At 66.3% G+C, this 15,452-nt stretch carries 15 protein-coding genes; 5 read left to right on the top strand and 10 right to left on the bottom strand.

Translation table 11 applies throughout. The features are described from left to right. Nucleotides 1-134: 134 nt before the first annotated feature. Together ACQR0U_RS10955 and ACQR0U_RS10950 are read right to left on the bottom strand one after the other, a co-directional pair. Nucleotides 135-839, bottom strand: coding sequence for a ribonuclease T2 family protein (locus ACQR0U_RS10955; RefSeq protein WP_434872144.1), 705 nt, complete (start codon nt 837-839; stop codon nt 135-137). Between the two features lie 128 nt (nt 840-967). Then, nucleotides 968-1,432 (bottom strand): hypothetical protein, encoded by a 465-nt coding sequence (locus ACQR0U_RS10950; RefSeq protein ID WP_316171647.1) that lies wholly within the window; start codon nt 1,430-1,432, stop codon nt 968-970. 168 nt (nt 1,433-1,600) lie between these two features. Between ACQR0U_RS10950 and ACQR0U_RS10945 the strand changes: the two genes are divergently transcribed. Together ACQR0U_RS10945 and ACQR0U_RS10940 are read left to right on the top strand one after the other, a co-directional pair. Then, a complete protein-coding gene (locus ACQR0U_RS10945; RefSeq protein WP_315713661.1) occupies nt 1,601-1,906 on the top strand; it encodes a hypothetical protein in 306 nt (101 codons plus the stop codon). Between the two features lie 83 nt (nt 1,907-1,989). Further along, entirely contained in the window at nt 1,990-2,538 is a 549-nt protein-coding gene (locus ACQR0U_RS10940) for a DUF3617 domain-containing protein (RefSeq protein WP_434872143.1), read from the top strand. A 46-nt stretch (nt 2,539-2,584) separates the two neighbouring features. On the opposite strand, the gene ACQR0U_RS10935 is transcribed toward ACQR0U_RS10940, so the two are convergent. From ACQR0U_RS10935 to ACQR0U_RS10915, 5 genes are all read right to left on the bottom strand, one after another. Continuing rightward, nucleotides 2,585-3,577 carry an NAD(P)H-quinone oxidoreductase gene (locus ACQR0U_RS10935; RefSeq protein ID WP_434872142.1) on the bottom strand — a complete coding sequence of 331 codons (993 nt, stop codon included), beginning with the start codon at nt 3,575-3,577 and terminating at the stop codon, nt 2,585-2,587. A gap of 18 nt (nt 3,578-3,595) precedes the next feature. Next, nucleotides 3,596-4,801: an ABC transporter substrate-binding protein gene (locus ACQR0U_RS10930; protein WP_434872141.1), complete on the bottom strand. Its 1,206-nt coding sequence runs from the start codon at nt 4,799-4,801 to the stop codon at nt 3,596-3,598. Between the two features lie 82 nt (nt 4,802-4,883). Next, nucleotides 4,884-5,735 (bottom strand): fumarylacetoacetate hydrolase family protein, encoded by an 852-nt coding sequence (locus ACQR0U_RS10925; protein WP_434872140.1) that lies wholly within the window; start codon nt 5,733-5,735, stop codon nt 4,884-4,886. A 31-nt stretch (nt 5,736-5,766) separates the two neighbouring features. Continuing rightward, nucleotides 5,767-7,290: a bifunctional 3-(3-hydroxy-phenyl)propionate/3-hydroxycinnamic acid hydroxylase gene (locus ACQR0U_RS10920; RefSeq protein ID WP_434872139.1), complete on the bottom strand. Its 1,524-nt coding sequence runs from the start codon at nt 7,288-7,290 to the stop codon at nt 5,767-5,769. Nucleotides 7,291-7,360: 70 nt separating this feature from the next. After that, on the bottom strand, nt 7,361-8,152 hold the full coding sequence (locus ACQR0U_RS10915; RefSeq protein WP_315754435.1) for a DNA-binding transcriptional regulator: 792 nt from the start codon (nt 8,150-8,152) through the stop codon (nt 7,361-7,363). 140 nt (nt 8,153-8,292) lie between these two features. On the opposite strand from ACQR0U_RS10915, the gene ACQR0U_RS10910 reads away from it, so the two are divergent. Further along, entirely contained in the window at nt 8,293-9,276 is a 984-nt protein-coding gene (locus ACQR0U_RS10910) for a VOC family protein (RefSeq protein WP_434872138.1), read from the top strand. A gap of 13 nt (nt 9,277-9,289) precedes the next feature. Here the strand turns inward: ACQR0U_RS10910 and ACQR0U_RS10905 are convergent, their stop codons facing one another. The 3 genes from ACQR0U_RS10905 to ACQR0U_RS10895 form a co-directional block, all read right to left on the bottom strand. After that, nucleotides 9,290-10,678 (bottom strand): ATP-binding protein, encoded by a 1,389-nt coding sequence (locus ACQR0U_RS10905; RefSeq protein ID WP_315713591.1) that lies wholly within the window; start codon nt 10,676-10,678, stop codon nt 9,290-9,292. 126 nt (nt 10,679-10,804) lie between these two features. Continuing rightward, complete coding sequence (locus ACQR0U_RS10900) at nt 10,805-11,536, bottom strand: response regulator transcription factor (protein WP_315713590.1); 732 nt, start codon at nt 11,534-11,536, stop codon at nt 10,805-10,807. Further along, nucleotides 11,533-12,081, bottom strand: a complete 549-nt coding sequence (locus tag ACQR0U_RS10895; RefSeq protein WP_316184130.1) for a MarR family winged helix-turn-helix transcriptional regulator — start codon at nt 12,079-12,081, stop codon at nt 11,533-11,535. Before ACQR0U_RS10895 ends, ACQR0U_RS10900 begins: the two co-directional genes overlap by 4 nt. A gap of 346 nt (nt 12,082-12,427) precedes the next feature. On the opposite strand from ACQR0U_RS10895, the gene ACQR0U_RS10890 reads away from it, so the two are divergent. Together ACQR0U_RS10890 and hisS are read left to right on the top strand one after the other, a co-directional pair. Beyond that, nucleotides 12,428-13,507, top strand: coding sequence for a branched-chain amino acid aminotransferase (locus ACQR0U_RS10890; protein ID WP_434843196.1), 1,080 nt, complete (start codon nt 12,428-12,430; stop codon nt 13,505-13,507). Between the two features lie 354 nt (nt 13,508-13,861). Further along, on the top strand, nt 13,862-15,451 hold the full coding sequence (hisS, locus tag ACQR0U_RS10885; RefSeq protein WP_434843195.1) for a histidine--tRNA ligase: 1,590 nt from the start codon (nt 13,862-13,864) through the stop codon (nt 15,449-15,451). Nucleotide 15,452 lies beyond the last annotated feature (1 nt).

The raw sequence follows: 15,452 nt of genomic DNA, 5'->3' as shown, positions 1-15,452 counted from the left end.
GTTCCGCGTCAAAAGGGTACCCCGTCGATGCGCCGGATGCACTCAGGCCGGATGCACTCAGGAGAGCAACGGATCAGCGGCCGCGCCGAGCGGCGCCGCAGGCCGACGCGCTGCGGTCGCCCGATTCGCAGTCGCTAGCCGCCGCGCACCGGCGGCATGTTGACCTCGTCGCGCCGGCAGGCCTGGCGGTCGATCTCGTCGCAGTTGCGAAATTCCAGATCCTTCGACAGACAGATCCGGACCTCGCTCAGCCTGGTGCGATTGCAGGTGACGGCAATGCCCGATGTCGTGAGCTTGGGGTTGGCCTTGATGAATGCCTCCTCGACCGCCGCCGGCGCCACCGTCTTGGTCTGCGCGAGATCGAGGAATTCCGGCGGGATCTTGATGGCGGCGCGGGCCTTGCGGATGGCTTCGAAATAGGCCTTCGCGGACACGCCGGCGCAGGTGCCGTGCTTGTCCCACTCGTTGTAGATCAGGCCGGGCGCCGGCATCAGATCGAGCATCGAGGTCATGATGTTGCGCGGCAGGCGCGGCGCCGGCTGCTCGCAATATTCGGGGTAGCCGTTCTCGTATTGCGGCCACAGCCCGTGCACGACGAACGAGTAGGGCCGGCCGCCGCACTGTTGGGACCGGCTGCCGCGGTCGCCGCGCTCCTCGGCCTCGGCACAGAACGAGGGCGACCACGATAGCGAGAGAACGTAGAAGTCGAACGCGCCCGGCGTGTTCTGGCGGCGGTCCTGGGCCTCGGCCGGTGCGACGGCGAGGGCGCCGAGCAGCAGGGCGGTGCAGGCGATCGTTCTGGACACAAGGACGGCAGGTCGGCGCAGGCAATCGAACATGGCGAACTCCCCGGACAATGCCAGGAGCCTACCAGTGCGCGGGAACATTTCAAGAACAAAAATGGCCGCCAGATGGCAGCCATTCGTCGTCGATGCCTGGGCGCAAAGCAGGCGCCGGGAAAGGCGAATCAGGGCTTGGCGGCGCGGCAGGCCGGATTGAAGGCCCAGTTGCGATCGAGGCCGACGACGCAGAACTCGACGCCCTGGTCATAGCCAGCAAAGCCGCCATCCTCGATGATCGAGAAGTTGACGGTGCGCGCTTTGCCGTCGCTGATCATCACGCTGCCGGTGCAGAAACGGCGCGGAATATTGTCGGACTGCCATGGGCGGAAGGCGATCTCACGGACATTGGCGACGCCGGTGATCGTCAGCGAGGAATTCCAGAAGGTGCTCTCCTTGTCCTGGAACCGCGAGACGATGGTCGGAATGGCCGCCTCGCAAGGCGCGACCCGGCCTTCATACTTCGGGCCGGACAGCCAGAAGTTCATCTCGAGAGGGTTGGCGGCCTGAGCCGGGGCGGTGGCGACGATGGCGGCAAGCAGCGCGCCACAGGTGGCGCCGAACATCTTGAAAGGTGAGCTGAAGTCGCGCATGGGCCGTCCGCAAGGCTGATCCGGGAGCGTGGACCGTGCCGCGGCGGCCACAGGAGGTCAAGTGCAACGCGGCAACACTCCACGATTAGTCCTGTTAACGCGAGGCCGGTGTTCTTTTCTTGACCGGACAGGACCTTTAGGATGGCAGGCCAGATCGAGGAGAATGCAATGCGGACGCTGATGGCCGGATTCGTGAAGACTGCAGGCCTCGTGGCTGCTGGGATGGTGCTGGTTGCCGCGTCCGCCCAGGCCGACGTGGTGCCGCCCTTCAAGGGCAACGACACCGGCGGCATCATCGCCTTCCAGCTGGCCCAGACCACGGATGCGCGCCAGCTCGCGGTCGATCATTGCGCCTCCTACGGCAAGGTCGCGAAGTTCCGCGCCGTCGATGCGCGTTACGGTGGCTACGTTTCGTTCGCCTGCCGCTGGGTGCCCTATGGCTCGGCGCAGCGGCCGCTGCGGACGCTGTACTGACCTTCCATCAACTGCCGTTCTCCCAATTGCCATTTTTCTGCGGCATTCGCTCCGGCATCGATCAACGAGCCGGAACGGGGCATATGACCTGCACACGCATCGCAATTGGGCTGTTGGCCTGCTGCCTCCTGGGCGTGACCGCGAGCCATGAGGCACGGGCCGTCGACCTGCCGGTGCGCAAGGCCGGCCTGTGGGAGCTGAAGATGATCAGATCCGGCGGTCAGCTGCCGGAGGCGACGATGCAGCACTGCACCGACGCGGCCACCGACAAGGAGATGAACAACTTCGCCTCGCCGATGGCGCAGCAGGTCTGCTCCAAGCAGGACATCCAGAAGACCGCGACCGGCTACGTCTCCGATTCGGTCTGCAATTTCGGCGGCATCAATACGACGTCGCATGCCGACATCACCGGCGACTTCAACTCGGCCTATACGGTGAAGACGATGTCGCGCGTCACGGGCGGCGCCGCCGGCACCGGGGTGAAGGACACCGCGATGACGATCGAGGCCAGATGGCTCGGCGCCTGCAAGCCCGACCAGAAGCCCGGCGACATCGTGATGCCTGGCGGCATGAAGATGAACATCAAGGACATGGCCAAGCTGAAGGCGCTGATCCCGGGCGTGAAGCAGTAGGCGGGCGCTCGTTGCGTGTGGCGGGCGCAGAGACGTGGGTTGGCGTTCATCCGCGGACGCGAAGCACGATCTTCCCGATGTGTCGGCCCGTCTCCATGCGCTCGTGCGCATCGGCTGCCTCGGACAGGCGATAGGTGCTGTCGATGAGCGGCCGAATGGCCGTTCCGAGCAGGGGCGAGATGCGTTGCCGCAGCTCGCTTGCGAGGCGGAGTTTGATATCGAGTGACGTCGACCGCAGGAATGCGCCGGTGATGCTGGCCCGGCGCGCCATCAGGCTGCGCAGCGGCACCGCCAGCTCCTTGCCATGTCCGGCCGAGAGCAGGGCGATCCGCCCGCCCATCGCGAGCGCCGCAAGGTCCTGTGCGATGTGAGCGCCGGCGGAGGTGTCGAGGATGCAGTCGACCCCGCGCGTCCCCGTCGCCGCGCGGATCTGCTCGGCGAGATCGGGATCGGCATAGTCGAACACGGCGCTGCAGCCGAGCCCGAGTGCCAGGGCGCGCTTCTCTGCGGTGCCGGCGGTGGCCATGACGGGATGACCCAGCGCGCGCAGGAGCTGGATCGCGATCGTGCCGACGCCGCTGCTTCCGCCATGAATCAGGGCCGTCTCGCCGGGCATCATGCGCATCAGCTCGAAGAAATTGAACCAGGTCGTGAACAGCGCTTCGGGCAGGCCGGCGCCCTGGATCAAGTCGAGGCCGCTCGGCAAGTCCAGTGCAAGATGCTGATCGGTGGCAACGTATTGCGCGTATGAACCGCCGTCGGTCAGTGCGATCACCGCTCTACCCAGCCGTTCCGGGGAAACGTTGGCGCCGCAGGCCACGATGCGCCCCGAGGCTTCCAATCCCGGTATGGGATTGGGCTCCCGCGACGGCCCGGCAGCGCGCTGGTTGCAGTCATGACGGTTGATGCCGGCGGCTGCGACCTCGATCAGCACATCGTCTGGTCCGAGGCGCGGGACCGGCCAGTCCTGTCGCTCCGACAGGACCTCCGGGCCGCCCGCGGCGGTGATGATGACGGCGCGCTGATCGTCCGGAATCATGCTTGGTCGCTCATGTGCTCACTTGCCGACCAGGCTGCACTTGCTGCGGTCGAGCGGGCGAAACGCCTGATCGGGGGCGATCTTCGTCACCAGCTTGACGAAGTCCCAGGGGCGCTTCGATTCGGCGGGGGTCTTGACCTGGACCAGATACAGGTCGTGCACCATGCGCTGGTCGTCGCGGATCTGGCCGTGGTCCGCATAGGCATCCGAGACCGGCGTGGCCTTCATCCGGGCCATCACCGTTGCGCCGTCGTCGCTGTCGGCATCCTTCACCGCCTGCAGATAGTGCCGCACGGCCGAATAGACCCCGGCCTGGATCTGTGACGGCATCGCCTTCCGGCGCGCGTAGAACGCGTCGGAGAAGCGGCGCGCGGCGGAAGAGGCATCCTCGAAGAAGCTGGTGACGATGAGATCGCCCTGCGTCGCCTTGAGGCCGATGGCCTCGATGTCGACGTTCTGGAACGACATTGGCACGATCTTCATGCCCTGGGCCGCAAGCCCGAATTCCTCGGCCTGCTTGATGGCCGTGGCATTGTCGCCGGCGACGTTGAGCGCCAGGATCTTGGCGCCGGAGGCCTGGGCCTGCAGCAGGAACGAGCCGTAATCCGGCGTGCCGAGCTGCGCCTTGACGCTGCCGGCGACCGTGCCGCCGAGCTCGGCGATGCGGGCGCGCGCGGTCGCCTCGACCGAATGGCCGAACGCGTAGTCGCCGGTGATGAAGAACCACGGCTCCTTGCTGGTCTGCATGATGCCCGACACGACGGCTGTCGCGGTCGAATAGGCGTCGTGCGTCCATTGCACCGAGGTCGGGGCGCAGGCCTCGTCGGTGAGCTGATTGGCGCCGGCCCCGGAGATGAGAAAGATCTTGCCGTTGCTGCGCACCAGCTCCTGGACGCCGAGGGCCGCGCCGGAGCTGCCGCCGTCGGCGATCGCCTGCACACCGTCCTGCTCGAACCAGCGCCGGGCGATCGCGACCGCGATATCCGGCTTGTTCTGATGATCGGCCTGAAGGATCTCGATCGGCCTGCCGTTGATCTTGCCACCGAACTCCTCAGCGGCCATCCGGGCCGCTTCCACGGAGCCGGGCCCCATCGCGGTCGCGAAGATGCCGGTCATGTCGGTGAGCACACCGATACGGATGGCACCCCCCTTGATTTCGGCCTGCGCGGATGAGCCTGCAAGCAGTAGCAGGCCAGCGATGCTGGATCTGAGACAGCGCGACATGATGATCCTCCCCGGATTTGAAGATTTTGCTTTTTGTCGTGTTTGATTGGTGCGCCTCGCGGTTCTCCGCGAGGCGGAAACGTCAGGCTTCCAGTTCGGCAGTCACGGGATTGCGCAGCACGCCGATGCCCGAGATGTCGACCTCGACCGTATCGCCGGGCTTCATGAACAGAGGCGGGGTGCGCTTGAGGCCGACGCCTCCCGGCGTGCCGGTGACGATCACGTCCCCGGGCAGCAAGGTCATGATCGTCGAGCAATAGACGATCAGATCGGGCACGTCGGTGATGAGGAGATCCGTGGTGGTCTGCTGCACGGTCTCGCCATTGAGGCGGGTCTGCAGCGTCAGCTTGGACGGGTCGGGAATTTCGTCGGCGGTGACCAGCCAGGGGCCAAATGCGCCGGACTGGTCGAAGGTCTTGCCCGACAGGAATTGCGACGTGTGGCGTTGCCAGTCGCGGATGCTGCCTTCATTGTAGCAGGAATAGCCGGCGATGTGTGTGAGCGCGTCCTCGCGCCGGACATGCCGGCCGGCTTTCCCGATCACGAGCGCGAGTTCGCCCTCGTAGTCGAAATGATCGGAGACACCAGGGCGAACGATCGGCTGCAGATGTCCGACCTGGCTGGTCGGAAAGCGCGCGAACAGCGCGGGCTTCTCGGTGACCGTTCGTCCGGTCTCGGCGACGTGGTCGCGATAGTTCAGGCCGACGCAGATGATCTTGCCGGGATCGGGGATGACGGGCGCGAAGGTGATCGCATCGAGCGGATAGTCGGGCTGTTCGGAGGTGAGCAGCGCGGCGGCGTCGCGAAGCGCATCCGCCTCGAGCAGCGCGCGCAGGCTCTTCGCCGGGAGCCGCCGGCAGAGGTCGACGACACCGTCTCCCTTCACGGCGCCGTATCCGGGACGCCCGTCGATCACAAAGGAAACCAGCTTCATACGTGAACCCTCTCAAAAAGAACGGAAACGCTCAGGCCGCGCTCGGCGGCGGTGCGAGGAAGGCGAGGCCTGACAACAGCGCCGCGGGATCTTCGCCCGTGCGGACAGCACCCAGGATGTAGCGGTCGGGGCGCATCAGCACGGCGTCGAAGCCGTGCTGATCGAGCCAGCCGTCGAGGCCGCCAGCTTCCTCGCCGCAAATGACGGCGACGTCAGCCGCCGTCAGGCGGGCATGATGCTGCTCGATCATTGCGGTCCCGAGACCGGACCGGCATAGCAGCGCGAAGCGATAGCCGACGCGGTCGTCGCTGCGACCGTGATCACGGCTGCGGAATTGCGGCGCCAGCTTTCCCGTCATGCTGCGTTCGCCGCAGGCAAGGCCCGGGCCGAGCACTGGCTTCTGCACGTCGAGCTTGAGCTGGCCGTCGCCCTGTGCCGTGCCGGTCGCAAGCGCCGCCTCGACCGCCTTGGTGTTGATGAGCCCACCCAGCCGGATCGCGAGCTCGATGAATTCGCGCACATGCGGCGCGCGCTCGCTCTGATAGGTGTCGAGAAGATCAGGCGTTGCCTTCCCGGCAATCACATGAGCCAGCTTCCATGCGAGGTTGGCTGCGTCGCGAATGCCGGCACACATGCCCTGACCGAGGAAAGGCGGGGTCTGATGCGCGGAATCGCCTGCGAGCAGGAACCGTCCACCGCGCCATTGCTGGGCGACCGCGGAGTGGAATGTGTAGACGGCGGCGCGTTCGATCTCGGCCTCTGTGGGCCGGAGCCAGGGCGAGAGCAGCTCCCACACGCGCGCCGGCTGGGTGATGTCGACCGCGTCCTCGTCGGGATGAACCGTGATCTCCCACCGGCGCCGGTTGCCGGTGCCGCGAATATAGGTTGCGGGACGCTGCGGGTTGCAGTGCTGGACGCTGAAATCGCCGAGATCGGGCCGCGCCTCGCTCAGCAGCACGTCGCAGACGAGCCAGCGCTCGTGAAAGCCGAGATCGTCCAGCGCCGAGCCGATGAAGCGGCGCACCAGCGAACGTGCACCGTCGCAGCCGATGACATAGGCGCAGGAGATGTCGACCAGCCGGCCGGTGCCGAGGTCCTCATAGCGAACGCGCGCCCCCTCGCGGTCCTGCTCGAGTGCGAAGACATCACAGCGCGTGCGCAGCTCGACATGAGGCCAGCGCTCGAGTCCCTTGTTGAGCACGTTTTCGAGATCGGGCTGGTGGAATCGGTAGCTCAGATTCCAGCCCATCGCGGTCGGCTCGCTGGGGCGCGGCCAGTCGAGCAGCAATCGTCCCCCCGCATCGACGAAGCGCATGCCGGGACTCAATGTAAGGTGGGGCAGGATGGCGTCGGCAAGGCCGATGGTCTGGAACACGCGCATGCATTCGTCGTCGAAATGCACCGCGCGCGGCAAATGATAGGCCTTGGCTTCGCGCTCCAGGATCAGCGTGCGGATGCCGCACAGGCCGAGCAGGTTGGCGAGCGTCGAGCCCACGGGCCCGCGACCGACGATGACGACGTCGAAGCTTCCGGAATGTGCGGCCATGTTGCTCATGGCCGCATCTTGTTCCGCAACCGCCTCGCACCTTCAAGGCGCGGTCACGAACTGTCCGCGCAGCGGACGCTCAGGCCTGGACGGGGATCGCGGCCGCGGCGTCGCGCAATGGGGCCGCGTACTGAGCGACAGCCTCCTCGAGGGTCATGGCGGAGCGGATCCAGATGATCGAAATGCAGCCGAACACGACGTCGCCCCGCACGATCGGCACCGCGATCGACGACGTCTTCGGATTGAATTCGCCCTCGTTGCGGATCGCATAGCCGCGCTGAGACGTTTCCGTTATCATGCGCTGCAGCCGCTCGGGCGCCAGGAAGAAGAGGTCCTCGGCATCCTCGATGCGTCGCAGATGGTTGATGATGAGGTCCCGCTCTGCGGGCGGGCAGGCGGCCAGATAGGCCCGGCCGGCCGAGGTGTGCAGCATCGGCAGCCGCTTGCCGATCATGCTGCGATCGATCGAGAGCGGGCTGCGCGCATGCGTGGTCTCCTGGATGACCATCGCGCCGTTCTCATAAGTCGACAGATCGACCGGCCAGATCAGGCTGCGGCTGAGCTCGGCGAGATAGGGCGCGGCGACCTGGCAGATGAAGATGCCGGGATCATAGCCGTCGCCGAGGCTCAACGCGTGGCGCGTGACCCGGAAGCGGTCGTCGCTGGCGCTGCGCGCGACATAGCCGAGTTCCTCGAGTGTTTCGAGCAACCGATAGACCGTGGGCCGCGGCAGATCGAGCTGGCGCGCCACGTCGCCGGCGCGAATGCCCCCGGACCGATTGACCGCGCGCAGCACGTCGAGCCCCCGCTTGAAGGCGCGGACACCCTCCGCAGGACGGGCCTGCGGAGATCGCGTCCGTTGCTTGGACACTTGGAAAATCCTCCCTGTTCTTCGTTTCCGTCCGCCGATACCGTCTTGAGAACGCGAGCCGGATGCAGGGGCGGCAGTCTACCGCAGGACCGCGCGGAGCTGATACGAAATTCCGCCCGCGCCTTTCGGGAGAAAACAAGATGGAAATAACGGCGCTCGGTTACATCGGCATCAAGTCGTCCCAAGCGGAGCAGTGGGGACGCATGGCGACCGAACTCCTCGGGATGCAGCGCGTGGATCGCGCGGCCAGCGTGCAGGCCTATCGGATGGATGATCGCAAGCAGCGGCTGATCGTCGATGGCAGCGCCGATGGCGGGCTCGCCGTCATGGGCTGGGAGGTCGGCGACGCTGCCGCGCTCGCGCGGCTCGCGAGCCGTCTCGACGACAACGGCGTGAAGGTGGCCCGCGGTTCGCAGGCACTGGCCGACGAGCGTCATGTCAGCGAGCTGATCTGCTTTCAGGATCCCGCCGGCAACACGATCGAGGTGTTCTCGGGGGCAGCCGTCGCCTCGGATCCCTTCAGGCCGGGACGTCCGATCTCCGGCTTTCGCACCGGGCCGCTCGGCATGGGGCACGTCGTGCTCAACGTCGAGGACGTCGAGCCGATGCTGCGGTTCTATCGCGACCTGCTCGGCTTCAAGGTGTCCGACTTCGGCCTGACGCCGTACAAGCTCTATTTCTTCCACGTCAACGGCCGCCACCACAGCTTCGCGATGGTCGGCTCCGGTCGCCGCACACTGCATCACTTCATGGTGGAACTAGGTAGTCTCGACGACGTCGGCCAGGGCTACGACCTGGCACAGCTCGACGAGGGGCGCGTGGCCTACACGCTGGGCCGTCACACCAACGACCACATGACCTCGTTCTACGTCAACACGCCCTCCGGCTTCTTCATCGAATATGGCTGGGGCGGCCGGGTGATCGATCCCGCGACGTGGCAGCCGCATGAGACCTTCGACGGCCCGTCGCTGTGGGGGCACGAGCGATTGTACCTGCCGGACGAGCAGCGCAAGCGCATGCGTGACATGCGGCTGTCCGCCGCCGCACGCGGCGTCCGTGTGCCGGACCCACGCGTTCCGCCGCTGAACTGCGCCTGGCTCGACGCGGTGATCGCGCAGGAATGAGCTATGCGGCGCGCTACACCGGAATGCGCACGCTCGCCCGCAACCCGCCCATCGGGCTGTCGCCGAGGGTGATGTCGCCGCCATGGGAGCGGGCGATGTCGCGGGCGATGGCGAGGCCGAGGCCGGTGCCGCCCTCGTCCTGGTTGCGCGCGTCGTCGAGGCGCAGGAATGGCTTGAACACCTCCTCGCGCATGTCGGCCGGGATGCCCGGGCCGTCATCGTCGACGGTGATGGTGAGGTAGCGGTGGTCGCGATGGCCGGTGATGGCGATCGCGTCGGCATGGCGGGCGGCATTCGAGACGAGGTTGCCGAGGCAGCGCTTCAGCGCCTGCGGCTTCACGGTCACCACCGGTAGGCCGTGGAACGACACCGTGGCGGAATGGCCGTTGCGCTCGGCGTCGCTGCGCAACTCCTCGAGCGCGTTGGAGATGTCGGTCGGCTGCGCGATCTCGCCATTGTCGCCGCGTGCGAAGGCGAGATAATCCTCCAGCATGTGCGACATCTCGTCGACGTCCTTGCGCATGGCGTCGATCTCGGGACTGTCGCCGAGCAGCGCCAGCTCCAGCTTGAAGCGCGTCAGGATGGTGCGCAGATCGTGGCTGACGCCGGCCAGCATCGCCGTGCGTTGCTCCAGGGTGCGCTCGATGCGCGCCTTCATCTCCAGGAAGGCATGCGCCGCGCGCCGCACCTCGCGCGCGCCGCGCGGCCGGAAGTTCGGCACCTCGCGGCCCTTGCCGAAGCTCTCGGCGGCGTCGGCGAGGCGCAGGATCGGCTTGATCTGGTTGCGCAGGAACAGCACCGAGACGATCAGCAGGATCGACGACGTCCCGACCATCCAGAACAGGAAGATGTCGGTGTTCGACGCATAGGCGGCGCCACGCTGCGCGAACACGCGCATCACGGCATCATCGAGCGCGATGCGGATCTCGACCAGGTTGGAGCGGCCGACGGTGTCGATCCAGAACGGGCGGCTGATCTGGCGGCCGATCTGGCTCGACAGCGACTGATCGAGCAGGTTGAAGAACGGTTTCGGCCCCGGCGGCGGCATGTCGCCGGCCGGCAGGAAGTCGACCACCAGGTTGAGCCGCTGCTGCGCGATCCGGCGCAGCATGGTGCGGTCCTTGTCCTGCGGATAGCCCTTGTAGATGTCGATCAGCGCGGCGACGTCCTGCACGACTGCGGCGGACAGCCGTCGTGTCACCGTGTTCCAGTGCCGCTCCATGAACACGCCCGCAACCACCGTCTGCAGGATCACCATCGGCACGATCATGATCAGCAGCGCGCGCGCATAGAGGCCGGTCGGCATCCAGCCCTTGAACGCATTGCCGACGATGCTGTTGGCGCGCGAGACGCGGCGGGATGCGGTGCGGATGAGGGTGAGGCCGGTGTCGAGCGTGCTCATGCTGGGACGCCCTCGCTGCTTCCGTCATTGCGAGGAGCGAAGCGACGAAGCAATCCAGAGTCATCGCGGGCCTCTGGATTGCTTCGTTGCGCTCGCAATGACGTCGAGACCTTCACCTGCACCGCCTCAGCCCGTCACCATCAGCCGATAGCCGATGCCGCGCACGGCCTGCAGGAACAGCGGGTTGGCCGGATCGCTTTCGAGCTTGCGGCGCAGGCGGTTGATCTGGACGTCGACCGCGCGCTCGTTGACGGTGCCGTTGCCGGTCAGCGCGCCGCGCGGCACGGTCTCGCCGCGGGCATTGGCGAGGATGCGCAGCATCTCGCGCTCGCGGTCGGTGAGGTGGACGATCTCCTCGCCCTGCTTCAGCTCGCCGCGCGCCAGATGATAGACGAACGGGCCGAACGCGATCTGCTCGACGACTTCCTCCGCCGGCGGCGGCGCGGCGCGCTTGAGGATGTTGCCGATGCGCAGCGCGAGCTCTCGCGGTTCGAAAGGCTTTGCGACGTAGTCGTCGGCGCCGAGCTGCAGGCCCTCGATACGGCTCTCCGGCTCGGCGCGTGCGGTCAGCATCACGATCGGCACCGACGATTGCGTGCGGATGAAGCGGGCGAGGTCGAAGCCGCTTTCGCCGGGCATCATCACGTCGAGGATCAGCAGATCGAAATGCAGCCCGGTGAGCTTGGCGCGGGCATCGCTTGCGCTCGCCGCCGTGGTGACGCGATAGCCTTCGCCGCGCAGGAAGCGCGACAACAGATCGCGGATGCGGCGGTCGTCGTCGACGAGCAGGAGATGCGGTGCGTCGTCGGCCGGCGTCTGCGGCGGATGCGGTGCGATGGCGGCGATCGTCACGGTCACTCCTTGGCGGCGGCGACAGGCGTCTTGAAGATGGCTTCCAGCACCTTGTCCGGATCGTCGCGATCGATCATCGCGAGCAGGAACTGCCGGACCTTTTCGGCGCCGGCCGGCCCGATCTGCTCCAGCGCATGATCGATGCGCCGCGTCTGCAGCCCGGCCAGCTTGGCGACCAGCGCCTCGCCCTTCGGCGTGGCGAAAAGAAGGCGCTGGCGGCGGTCGTTGTTGCCCGTCTTCTGCACGATGTAGCCCTCGTCCAGCAGCTGCTTGAGCACGCGGCCGAGCGACTGCTTGGTGATGCGCAGAACGTCGAGCAGATCGGCGACCTTCAGGCCGGGATAGCGTGTGACGAAATGCATCACGCGGTGATGCGCGCGGCCGAATCCGAACGCCTCCAGCTCGTGGTCGGCATCGCCCACGAAGTCGCGATAGGCGAAGAACAAGAGCTCGATGATGTCCCAGCGCAGCGGCTCGCCGGCCGTCGCGGAGGGCTCAGCCGCGCGCAGCTCGGGGCTCAACGTCGGAGACGAGAAATTTATGTCAGCCATATTGACGTTTCTGCGGTTCAATGTTACAAAACAATCGCCCGCTGCGAAATTTTAGATCGTTTCATCGGCGGGCAATGGTCTCCAGGCGTGTCTCAACGGGCCGTAGGCAACCCCGACGGGCATCCTTGGGCGACGTATCGAACAACCGTGTGATGTCGAGCGGCATTTCGGCAAACCATACTGGACTTCCGCCGGGCGCAAAAGCATGTCCTGTGGTGGCATGCTTGCCCGGTGACCGGCTCAAAGCCGGTCGCGGCAGGTCCGAAATTCAGAAAGCCGACTGGCCCGATCGGACGGGTCGGCGCCAGAACTCGCGAATGGCGATCAGAGCGGGGGAAGCAAGGACATGACTTTGACATTCGACATCAAGCCGACGACGAACCCGACCTCCGACCAGGAGCGCGCGGCCAAGCTCGCCAACCCGGGCTTCGGCCGGGTGTTCACCGATCACATGGCCGTGGTCCAGTACAGCCAGGACAAGGGCTGGCACAGCGCGCGGGTCGAATCCCGCGCCAACTTCCCGCTCGATCCGGCCGCAGCCGTCCTGCATTATGCGCAGGAGATCTTCGAGGGCCTGAAGGCCTACAAGCGCGACGATGGCGGCGTGAACCTGTTCCGCCCCGATGCCAATGCCAAGCGGTTCTGGAATTCGGCCGAGCGCATGGCGATGGCGCAACTGCCCCAGGCGGTCTTCATCGAGGCGGTCGAGCAGCTCGTCCGCATCGACCGCGCCTGGATCCCGGGCGGCGAGGGCAGCCTCTATCTGCGCCCGTTCATGATCGCCAACGAGGTGTTCCTCGGCGTGAAGCCGTCGGCGGAATACATCTTCGCGGTGATCGCCTCGCCGGTCGGCTCCTATTTCAAGGGCGGCCCGGCGCCGGTCTCGATCTGGGTCTCGGAGAACTACACCCGCGCCGCGGTCGGCGGCACCGGCGGCGTCAAATGCGGCGGCAATTATGCCGCGAGCCTCAAGGCGCAGGCCGAGGCGATCGCGCATGGCTGCGACCAGGTCGTGTTCCTGGACGCGATCGAGCGCCGCTATGTCGAGGAGCTTGGCGGCATGAACGTGTTCTTCGTGTTCGACGACGGCTCGCTGTCGACGCCGCCGCTCGGCACCATCCTGCCCGGCATCACCCGCGATTCCATCATCAAGCTGGCGCGCGACGCCGGCCGCGAGGTGCGCGAGGAGGCGTACTCGATCGACCAGTGGCGGGCGGACGCCAAGAGCGGCAAGCTGAAGGAGGCGTTCGCCTGCGGCACCGCCGCGGTGATCTCGCCGATCGGCAAGGTGTGCTCGGCGAGCGGCGACGTCCTGATCAACGGCGGCGAGGCCGGCCCGGTCGCCATGGGCCTGCGCAAGCAGCTCGTCGACATCCAGTACGGCCGCAGCCCCGATCCGCATCAGTGGATCAGGGATGTGAAGTAGGGGCAGGGCTCGCTTAGGCTGGCAAGTTCTGGGCACAGTCGAACCGCGATGACGGTTTGCTCCCTCCCCCGCTTGCGGGGGAGGGCTGGGGAGGGGGAAGCCCCGTAAAGACTGCCGCTGGGGCGCCCCCACCCCAACCCTCCCCCGCAAGCGGGGGAGGGGCGCACTGAATGCGCGGCGCAAGCTTGGCTCTTACTGAAATGCTGGAAACGGTGCCACGCGCCAGCGTGTGATCGGCCTTCGGGTTGCCGCCCCGGGCCCCGGCTGCTACCAACCAAGCAACGCATTCCATCCCGTAGGGTGGGCAAAGGGCCGCGAAGCGGGCCGTGCCCACCGCTGCGGCGTCATCCGGCAATGGTGGGCACGCGACGCTTTGCCCACCCTACGCTCTGGTATCAAATGAACGACAAACCCAAGAAACCGCAGAAGCTGAAGGCGCGGCTGCCGCGCGGGCTGGAGGATCGCGGCCCCGCGGCGATCGCCGCGACGCGCGAGATGGTCGAGAAGATCCGCGCCGTCTACGAGCGCTACGGCTTCGAGCCGGTGGAGACGCCGGCGTTCGAATACACCGACGCGCTCGGCAAGTTCCTGCCCGACCAGGATCGTCCGAACGAGGGCGTGTTCTCGTTCCAGGACGATGACGAGCAGTGGATCTCGCTGCGCTACGACCTGACCGCGCCGCTCGCGCGCTACGTGGCCGAGAATTTCGACGCGCTGCCAAAGCCGTATCGCAGCTATCGCGCCGGCTACGTTTTCCGCAACGAGAAGCCCGGCCCTGGCCGCTTCCGCCAGTTCATGCAGTTCGACGCCGACACGGTCGGCTCCGGCTCGCCGGCGGCGGACGCCGAGATGTGCATGATGGCGGCGGATGCGATGGAGGCGCTGGGGATTCCGCGCGGCTCGTATGTCGTGAAGGTGAACAACCGCAAGGTGCTCGATGGTCTCATGGAGAGCATCGGCATTGGCGGGCCGGAAAATGCTGGGCGTCGGCTCACGGTGCTCAGAGCGATCGATAAGCTGGATAAGTTTCCTGTCGAAGAGGTCGAGAAGCTGCTCGGACCGGGACGATGGGATGGTGGCGAAGAGGGCAAGGGCGACTTTACAAAGGGCGCGCAATTAGATCGAGGCGCCATCAATCGTGTTCTCGGTTTCACGGGGTGGATCGAAAAAGGTTCAAGTGCGATTAGCTTGAATCGGTCAAATCAGATTACGCTCGCAAACTTCGAAAGCGCCGTTGAGAAGAATGCACTCGGCCTTGAGGGCATATCTGAACTGCGCCAGCTCGCCGAGCTCGTTGGAGCAGCAGGCTACGATGCAGGCCGTATCGTAATAGATCCCTCCGTCGTCCGCGGTCTCGAATATTACACCGGCCCTGTCTACGAAGTCGAACTCCTGCTCGAGACTAAGGACGAGAAGGGCCGTCCGGTGCGCTTCGGCTCGGTCGGCGGCGGTGGTCGCTATGACGGTCTCGTCTCGCGCTTCCGCGGCGAGCCGGTGCCGGCGACCGGATTCTCCATCGGCGTGTCGCGCCTGCAGGCGGCGCTGACCTTGCTCGGCAAGCTCGACACGCGCCCCGCCTTCGGGCCCGTGGTCGTCACCGTGTTCGACCGCGACCGCGTCGCCGACTATCAGAAGATGGTGTCGACCCTGCGCAATCACGGCATCCGCGCCGAGCTCTATCTCGGCAATCCGAAGAACATGGGCAACCAGCTCAAATATGCCGACCGTCGCAACGCGCCCTGCGTCATCATCCAGGGCTCGGACGAGAAGGCGCGCGGCGAGGTGCAGATCAAGGACCTGATCGAGGGCGCCAAGGCGGCGGCCGCGATCGCCTCCAACCAGGAATGGCGCGAGAGCCGCCCGGCGCAGGTCTCAGCCAAGGAGGACGAACTGGTCGCCGCCGTCCGCGAGGTGCTCGCGCGTCATGACGTGAGCTGGGGGTAGG

It is taken from the genome of Bradyrhizobium sp. HKCCYLRH3097, assembly GCF_051167875.1.
GTDB lineage: Bacteria > Pseudomonadota > Alphaproteobacteria > Rhizobiales > Xanthobacteraceae > Bradyrhizobium.
Note: the sequence above shows the minus strand (reverse complement) of the source record. Positions and strands in the feature narration are given on the sequence as shown.

What these genes read in the sequence shown, in the direction of transcription:
- ACQR0U_RS10935 (WP_434872142.1), bottom strand. Translation starts at nt 3,577, where the DNA reads ATGATTCCGGACGATCAGCGCGCCGTCATCATCACCGCCGCGGGCGGC.
- ACQR0U_RS10950 (WP_316171647.1), bottom strand. Translation starts at nt 1,432, where the DNA reads ATGCGCGACTTCAGCTCACCTTTCAAGATGTTCGGCGCCACCTGTGGC.
- ACQR0U_RS10955 (WP_434872144.1), bottom strand. Translation starts at nt 839, where the DNA reads ATGTTCGATTGCCTGCGCCGACCTGCCGTCCTTGTGTCCAGAACGATC.
- ACQR0U_RS10940 (WP_434872143.1), top strand. Translation starts at nt 1,990, where the DNA reads ATGACCTGCACACGCATCGCAATTGGGCTGTTGGCCTGCTGCCTCCTG.
- ACQR0U_RS10910 (WP_434872138.1), top strand. Translation starts at nt 8,293, where the DNA reads ATGGAAATAACGGCGCTCGGTTACATCGGCATCAAGTCGTCCCAAGCG.
- ACQR0U_RS10895 (WP_316184130.1), bottom strand. Translation starts at nt 12,081, where the DNA reads ATGGCTGACATAAATTTCTCGTCTCCGACGTTGAGCCCCGAGCTGCGC.
- ACQR0U_RS10905 (WP_315713591.1), bottom strand. Translation starts at nt 10,678, where the DNA reads ATGAGCACGCTCGACACCGGCCTCACCCTCATCCGCACCGCATCCCGC.
- ACQR0U_RS10920 (WP_434872139.1), bottom strand. Translation starts at nt 7,290, where the DNA reads ATGAGCAACATGGCCGCACATTCCGGAAGCTTCGACGTCGTCATCGTC.
- ACQR0U_RS10925 (WP_434872140.1), bottom strand. Translation starts at nt 5,735, where the DNA reads ATGAAGCTGGTTTCCTTTGTGATCGACGGGCGTCCCGGATACGGCGCC.
- hisS (WP_434843195.1), top strand. Translation starts at nt 13,862, where the DNA reads ATGGTGGGCACGCGACGCTTTGCCCACCCTACGCTCTGGTATCAAATG.
- ACQR0U_RS10890 (WP_434843196.1), top strand. Translation starts at nt 12,428, where the DNA reads ATGACTTTGACATTCGACATCAAGCCGACGACGAACCCGACCTCCGAC.
- ACQR0U_RS10930 (WP_434872141.1), bottom strand. Translation starts at nt 4,801, where the DNA reads ATGTCGCGCTGTCTCAGATCCAGCATCGCTGGCCTGCTACTGCTTGCA.
- ACQR0U_RS10945 (WP_315713661.1), top strand. Translation starts at nt 1,601, where the DNA reads ATGCGGACGCTGATGGCCGGATTCGTGAAGACTGCAGGCCTCGTGGCT.